Raw genomic sequence first — 7279 nt, 5'->3', positions numbered from 1 at the left:
GAAGATTCTTCTTTCTGATCTTTTTCTTCTTCTGAAGACTCTTCTTCATTTGCTTTTTCCTCTTTCACTTCCACGGAAGTTTCCGGTTCAGATTGTTTCCCTGCTTTTTCTTCTTTCTTTTCAACCTCTTCAGAAGCTTTTTTCAGTTTTTCTCCAGCAATTTCGCCGAGAGTTGCCGGCTCTTCCCTGGCCTTAAGAAAAGCATCAACATTTTTCTTCTCACTGCTTTCCTTGTCCTTTTTCTTCTTTTCTTCTATTTTCTTCTGTGAAAGGACAACTCTTTTATTTTTCCTGTCAAATTCAATTACAACAAGATTTAATTCATCGCCTTCCTTAATGCTCTTTGAAATTTTCTCAATAGAAGATTCTATCATCTGTGAAATAGGCACAAAACCTTCCAAACCAAGGGGGAGCTCAACAATAATACCTTTATCCACAAACCTGAGTACAGTGGCTGAAGTCTCGTTGCCTACTTTATAGGCTTCTTCAAATGCCGGCCACGGATCATCAGTCAACTGTTTGTAACCGAGAGAAATACGGCGTTCTTTTTTATTGATATCAAGAACCATCACTTCAATCTCATCACTCTTTTTAAGAACTTCACTCGGATGTTTGATCTTTTTTGTCCAGGACAAGTCAGAGATGTGAATTAACCCGTCAATACCTTCCTCGATTTCAACAAATGCACCAAAGTTGGTCATATTCCTGACAGTACCGGCAATTTTTGTTCCCACAGGAAATCTCTCTTCAATTTCCTGCCACGGGTCAGCAGTAAGCTGTTTCAATCCGAGAGAAATACGCTTTTTCTCCCTATCCACATTCAGCACCTTAACTTCAACAGTCTCACCTACGCTGACAATCTTTGAAGGATGCATACCATGCCGTGTCCATGACATTTCAGAAACGTGAATCAAACCCTCAACACCCTTCTCAAGTTCAACAAATGCACCGTAATCAGTAATAGAAACCACTTTCCCGCTGACAACAGAACCTTCAGGATATTTCTCCTCAACACCCTTCCACGGATGCGGCGTAAGCTGCTTCATTCCAAGAGAAATCCTGTCTTTTGCATCGTTAAAATCCAGAATAACAACTTTGATTGTCTCATCAAGCTTTACAATCTCTGAAGGATGACGAATTCTTCCCCACGAAAGATCATTTATATGCAGAAGGCCGTCAACACCGCCAAGATCAACAAATACTCCAAAATCCGTAATATTCTTGACAACACCGTCCAATACCATATCCTTCTCAAGCCCGTCAAGGACATCCTTGCGTTGTTCTTTTAAACTCTCTTCAAGAAGAGCCCTTCTTGATACAACAATATTTCTTCGTGGTCTGTTAACTTTTACAATTTTAAAGGTAAAATTTTTACCAATAAGGGAATCAAAATCCCTGATTGGTTTTACATCTATCTGAGAACCGGGCAGAAATGCGTCAACACCCTGAAGGTCAACAACAATACCTCCTTTAATACGGCGTACGCATTTACCTTCAATAGTTCCTCCCTGATGAAACGTATCCACAACCTGATCCCACAAACGCATAAACTGGGCTTTTTTCTTTGAGAGAATTAATTGGCCGTCAGTATCTTCAATATTCTCTAAAAAAACCTCAATCTCTTCGCCCGTTTTAATCTCTTCGGGATCATTGAACTCCTCAATAGGGATAGAACCTTCCGACTTAAACCCGATATCTACTAAAACTTCACTATCAGTCTTTGCAAGAATTCTTCCCGTTACAATCTCACCCTGACGAATATCAGCAAGAGTACGGTCATAAAGCTCTACGAATTTTTTGTACTCTTCATCTGAATATTCCTGGTCATCCTGGAACGGGTTGTCTTCCTGATCAAATGTCTGTTCAGGCTTGGATGCCTCTGCCTTTTCAACACTTGGTTCCTCAGGAGCAGGCGTTTGGTTTTCACCTCCTTTCATAACACTTTCGTCCTCCTGGCTCTGTTCGTCCATCATTTTCGGTTTTTCCGAATCCACCATTTAAATGTTCCTCCTTTTCTATTATTTAACCCTTTCGGGTTATTTTCCTTTTGCTGTTCTTCAATATATGCCTTTATCTCTTCCATCTGCCAACGCGGCGTAGATGCTCCCCCAACAATACCAAGACGCTGAGTTTTTTTAAACCACTCGGGGTCGATATCATTAATTCCTTCTATTCTGTAACAATCTTTAACAATAGAATTTGCCGTAGTAAAAAGCAGCCCGAGATTTGAAGAATCACTGCCACCTACAACAAGGACAGTATCAAAATCTTTTACAAATTTACGTACCTCTTCTCTTCTGTTTCCTATAAATCTGCACGTAGTATCAAAAATTTTAAGTATCTTTACACGTTTATTTAACTCTACTCTGATTTTGTCAAAAAGCTCTCCGTCAATTGTTGACTGCGCAAGTAATATGGATCTGTCACTCGTTTTCACTGATTCCGCTTCTTTAACACTTGATACAACAATACCGTTCCCTTTTGCCCGGGCAAGCAGCCCCTCAACTTCAGGGTGCTCATGCTTACCGGCAATTATAACAGCCCATCCTTCACGTACATTCTGCTCAACAACTTCCTGTGAATGTTGAACAATGGGGCATGTCGCATCAACTACAACCATTCCCAGTTTCCGGGCCTTGCTTATTGCATCAGGGATCTCTCCATGTGCTCTGATAAGAAAACCCATTTCTGCCATCTTGTCTGCCTCAGACCTCTTATCAAGTGTGCTCCGGTCAATCACTTCCATGCCCATGCTTCTCAGCCTGTCAACTTCTCTCCTGTTATGTATCAATTTACCCACAGAAAAAAGTTTATCGCCTCTTCCTATGGCTTCCTCAACAAGAGATATGGCCCTTTCCACTCCCGGGCATGGTTTTGATTTTTGTTCAATAACTATTTCCATTTACCGCCTTCGTACTTCTTCAGCCTTTAACCCTTTTAATAACAAGATTAACCTGCTGTTCAATATCAAGATTTGAAGTATCAATTAAAACCGCATCGTCAGCTTTTGTCAGAGGGCTGTTCGAGCGGGAACTGTCACGATTGTCTCGCCGCTCGATATCTTTGATTAAATCTTTAAGTGAAATATCAATCCCCTGTTTTTCCAGATCTTTTTTTCTTCTTAATGCTCTGTCATTTAAAGATGCTACCATGTAAAACTTGTATTTTGCATCAGGAAAAACAACTGTGCCCATGTCTCTGCCTTCTGCTACTACCCTGCCTTTTGATCCTATGGCTCGCTGTTGAGCAACAAGAATTGAACGGACTTTATCTACTTCACACACAGGCCCCACTGCTTTGTCAATTTCAGGCGTCCGTATTCTTTCTGTAACTTCGGTTTTGTCAATAAATACACGGGTTCCGTTACCATAAGGAATAAGGTCTATTTTTGTATCTTCTGCTGCCCTTCCTATTGCTTCAGTATTATCAAAAGAAATGTTTGAATCAATAACCTTTACTGTCATTGCTCTGTACATTGCTCCTGTATCAAGATAGAGCCAGCCGAGGCGTTGTGCAACAATACGGGCTGTTGTTGATTTGCCTGAAGCTGCAGGCCCGTCTATTGTAATAATGTCGCTTCTGATATTCATTTCAACCTGCTCTTTTAACAAGCCCCACAAGAGAATAGAGCATGCTTACTTCTGTTTGCGTAAGGTATCTCCACTCTCCTTTATTCAGGCTATCTGTTGTTAATCCTGCAAAAACTTTTCTGTTTAAATACTGCACAGGGTGCCCTGTTTTTTTCATCATTCTCTTAATCTGGCGTTTTTTCCCCTGATGTATCTTGATCTCAACTATGGATTTATCCTCTCCACTGGTAATAATCCTGGCCTCACCGGATACAATAACACCAGCATCAATTTCCACGCCATTTTTTAACTTTGCAATAATATCGGGTAAAACCCTGCCGCGGACCTCGGCCTCATAAATTTTATCTACTTCAAACCGCGGATGTGCAAGGCGGTATGCAAGATCACCGTCATTCGTTAGAATTAATACACCTTCCGTATCGAGATCAAGCCTGCCGACCGGAAAAATACGTTCAGTAACGTCAATTATATCAAGTACTGTTTTTCTGCCTCTGAAATCAACTGAGGATGTAATAACACCTGCAGGCTTATTTAAAAGTATATAACGATAGGATGTTGGTATTGAAATAACATTATCATCGAGCAAAACTGTATCTCTGCTGACATCAACCTTTTCACCAAGACGAATTACCTTCTCTCCGTTTAGCTGAACACGGCCCTGCTGAATAAGAAAATTTGCTTTCCTGCGTGATGCTGCACCGCACAGCGCAAGAAATTTATTTAGTTGAATTATCATTACTGTTTAAAATGGCGGCTGTAACATCTTCCGAAGCTTCTTCCGGAAGATTCTCCTTGTCTTTTAACAATTCCTCGATTTCCCTTGGTTTGGGGAGATCCGCCAAAGAGTTAATCCCAAAATAAATTAAAAAGTCTTTAGTTGTTTTATATAAAAGCGGCCTTCCGGGGCCGTCTGAACGTCCGGAAATAGTAATAAGTTTCCTCTCAAGCAGAGTTCTTAAAACTCCGTCACAGTTTACTCCGCGAATTGCAGAAACATCGCTGTTTGAAACCGGCTGCTTAAAAGCTATGACAGCAAGTGTTTCAAGCGCAGCCTGGGAAAGCCTCTGTTTGATCCTTTTATAAAAAAGTTTTTTTACCCACTGGGCAAAATCTTCTCTCGTTACAAATTGAAAACCGCCTGCAAGCATAGTAATCTGAAAAGATCTGTTCTGCTGGGAATATTCAAGATTAAGCTGATCAACTGCCTTTTTAATCTCTTTTACAGATGTATCCTCAATATATTTTTTCAACTGTTCAGCAGAAATTGGTTCATCCGAAGCAAAAATCAACGCTTCAACAATCTGCTTTAAATATTCTCCGTCAATACCTGCCAATCAAGCGCCCCTCTTTAAAATATATATCTCACTGAATAATGATGCCTGCTGTATTCTGATTTTATTGTCTCTGATAAGATGAAGAATTGCCATAAAAGTAGCAATTATTACAATTCTTTCCTTAAATTCCGCCATAAGCTCACCGAATGGTATTCTGTTATCAGATTCCAGCCTCTCCTCAATCAACTTGATCTGATCTTCAATAGTAACAATAACAGTTGTAACTGTATGGGAATCCACCTTGGGAGCATTATCAAGTGCAGTCTTAAAAGCGGTCAGAAGATCAAACAGATTCAGATCTTTCAGAACAATCTCTTTTTCTTCGTACTGTTTTTCCCATTCAAAATAAGATCGTGTAAAGTAGCGCCTTCTGTTGTCTTCTTTCTCGCCAAGATCTTCCGAGACCTCTTTAAATCTTTGATAATCAAGGAGCTGCCTTACCAATTCCGCTCTCGGGTCTTCTTCCTCACCTTCCTCGTCCAGACTCTCTCGCGGCAGCAGCATCCTTACTTTTATCTGGATTAGAGTAGCAGCCATTAAAATAAATTCACCTGCAACTTCAAGATCCAGCTCCCTCATAAGGCCAACATACTCCAGATACTGTTTGGTTATGTCAGCAATAGGAATATCGTAGATATCTACTTCCTGCTGCCTTATCAGATGTAACAGCAGGTCAAGAGGTCCCTCAAAATTTTCCAGTCTGACTTTATAACTGTCATTCTTTGTATAAATATTATTTACTTTTGTTACCCCATTTTCATAGCTCTTCGTACTTCTTTCATTGTGGCTTCGGCGACTTCCCTTGCTCTTCTGTCGCCGTCTTCTATGATTTCAAATACTTCATTTTTATGTTCGATATAATACTCTCTGCGGCTGCGGAAAGATTCAAACCTGTCGCTCAGCACCTTTGCCACTGCTCTTTTATGTGCAACACAGCCGAGTTCTCCCATTTTACACTGGCGTTCCACCTCTGCACAATCATCAGGGCTGAATTTTTTATGATATGCAAAAACAACACACCCTTCAGGATGCCCCGGGTCTGTTGCTTTGATTCGTGCAGGGTCTGTATATGCTCTCATTATCTTTTTTTCGATATCTTCAGGAGAATCTGAAATCGCAATAGAATTATTCAGGGATTTACTCATCTTTTTATTATCAAGGCCGGGTAGACGCGCAAATTTTGTGAGAAGCGTTTCCGGCTCAGGGAAAACTTCCCCGAACAGAGAGTTGAATTTCCTTGCAATCTCTCTTGTTATCTCAACATGCGGAGCCTGATCTTCACCGACAGGGACTGCATCTGCCTTATAAAGAAGGATATCGGCAGCCTGCAGAACAGGATAGCCCAGAAAGCCGTATACCATATTTGCACCGATGTCTAAATCTTTTGCCTGCTCCTTTAATGTGGGATTTCTCTGCAGGCGTGCTACTGTTACCAGCATGGAAAATATCAAAGTTAGTTCCGTATGTTCCTTTACATGAGATTGAACAAAAACAGGGCTTTTTTCAGGATCAAGGCCTGCACTCAGCCAGTCAATAACAACATCCACACTATTGCACCATATTTTATCCGTATGCTGCAGGTCAGTTGTAAGCATGTGATAATCAGCAATCATGTGAAAGCTGTTGTACTGATTTTGAAGTTCAATCCAGTTTTCAAGTGCTCCTACATAGTTTCCGAGATGAAGCTTGCCGGTAGGCCTCATACCGCTTAAAATCCTTTTGCCCATATTAATCCCAATCCTGCCTTTTTAGCTCATAAAAAGATACGGCTTCCATCTGTCATCAGGCGTACCTACAATATGCTGAATAAAAAAATGGTAACTCGGTTTTTTTGGTTCCCTCAACAGCTTCATACCAGCTTCTTCAGGGGTTCTGTCACCCTTTTTTGTATTGCATCTCATACACGCACACACCAGGTTTTCCCAGGTATCCTTACCGCCTCTGACGCGGGGTATAATGTGGTCAACAGTCAGAGGTTCCTCAGAAGTCCCGCAGTATTGACACTTATGATTGTCACGCCGGATAATGTTCTTCCTGCTGAGAACAATCCTCTTCTTGGGTATTCTTTTATAATCACTCAGGCGTACTATGCTGGGGAGGGGAATTGACACACTGACAGAATGAATAATGTCATGGTTACGCTCAACCATCTCCGCTTTATGGAGATATAGTAAAATTACAGCCCGTTTTGCACTGCATACGCTTAACGGCTCGTAATTTTGATTAAGCACTAAAACTCTGCTCTCCAACATTTTGACACCACCTACCCTAAATTTAATCCTAAATTTACAAAAAAATAAGCATATAAGCAAGCCATTTTCTTGTGCTTTGGATAAGTAAAACAGAGTATATTCG

General features: G+C 40.8%; 8 protein-coding genes. All 8 read right to left on the bottom strand.

Annotation, left to right across the window (positions count from 1 at the left end; all coding sequences use genetic code 11):
* Positions 1–1997 (bottom strand): 30S ribosomal protein S1 (locus J7K93_03510; protein ID MCD6116061.1); only part of this gene is annotated, 1997 nt, incomplete at its 3' end.
* Entirely contained in the window at positions 1970–2902 is a 933-nt protein-coding gene (ispH, locus tag J7K93_03505; protein ID MCD6116060.1) for a 4-hydroxy-3-methylbut-2-enyl diphosphate reductase, read from the bottom strand. The genes J7K93_03510 and ispH, both read right to left, overlap by 28 nt.
* Before the next feature lie 19 nt (positions 2903–2921).
* A complete protein-coding gene (locus tag J7K93_03500; GenBank protein MCD6116059.1) occupies positions 2922–3590 on the bottom strand; it encodes a (d)CMP kinase in 669 nt (222 codons plus the stop codon).
* A 1-nt stretch (position 3591) separates the two neighbouring features.
* The gene (locus J7K93_03495) at positions 3592–4326 is read right to left on the bottom strand and encodes an rRNA pseudouridine synthase (protein MCD6116058.1); all 735 of its coding nucleotides are present in this window, start codon (positions 4324–4326) and stop codon (positions 3592–3594) included.
* Positions 4307–4924, bottom strand: coding sequence for an SMC-Scp complex subunit ScpB (gene scpB, locus J7K93_03490; GenBank protein ID MCD6116057.1), 618 nt, complete (start codon positions 4922–4924; stop codon positions 4307–4309). Before scpB ends, J7K93_03495 begins: the two co-directional genes overlap by 20 nt.
* Positions 4925–5656, bottom strand: coding sequence for a segregation/condensation protein A (locus J7K93_03485; protein MCD6116056.1), 732 nt, complete (start codon positions 5654–5656; stop codon positions 4925–4927). It abuts the gene before it with no gap.
* A 14-nt stretch (positions 5657–5670) separates the two neighbouring features.
* Complete coding sequence (gene trpS / locus J7K93_03480) at positions 5671–6651, bottom strand: tryptophan--tRNA ligase (protein ID MCD6116055.1); 981 nt, start codon at positions 6649–6651, stop codon at positions 5671–5673.
* A gap of 21 nt (positions 6652–6672) precedes the next feature.
* Positions 6673–7176, bottom strand: coding sequence for an HNH endonuclease (locus J7K93_03475; GenBank protein MCD6116054.1), 504 nt, complete (start codon positions 7174–7176; stop codon positions 6673–6675).
* Between the last annotated feature and the right edge of the window lie 103 nt (positions 7177–7279).

This window comes from bacterium (assembly GCA_021158245.1).
Lineage (GTDB): Bacteria > Zhuqueibacterota > QNDG01 > QNDG01 > QNDG01 > QNDG01.
The sequence above is the reverse complement of the archived record's forward strand: the minus strand, read 5'-3'. Positions and strand labels throughout refer to the sequence as shown.

Coding starts and splice junctions, on each gene's coding strand:
- ispH (MCD6116060.1), bottom strand. CDS start 2,902: ATGGAAATAGTTATTGAACAAAAATCAAAACCATGCCCGGGAGTGGAA.
- J7K93_03500 (MCD6116059.1), bottom strand. CDS start 3,590: ATGAATATCAGAAGCGACATTATTACAATAGACGGGCCTGCAGCTTCA.
- J7K93_03495 (MCD6116058.1), bottom strand. CDS start 4,326: ATGATAATTCAACTAAATAAATTTCTTGCGCTGTGCGGTGCAGCATCA.
- trpS (MCD6116055.1), bottom strand. CDS start 6,651: ATGGGCAAAAGGATTTTAAGCGGTATGAGGCCTACCGGCAAGCTTCAT.
- J7K93_03475 (MCD6116054.1), bottom strand. CDS start 7,176: ATGTTGGAGAGCAGAGTTTTAGTGCTTAATCAAAATTACGAGCCGTTA.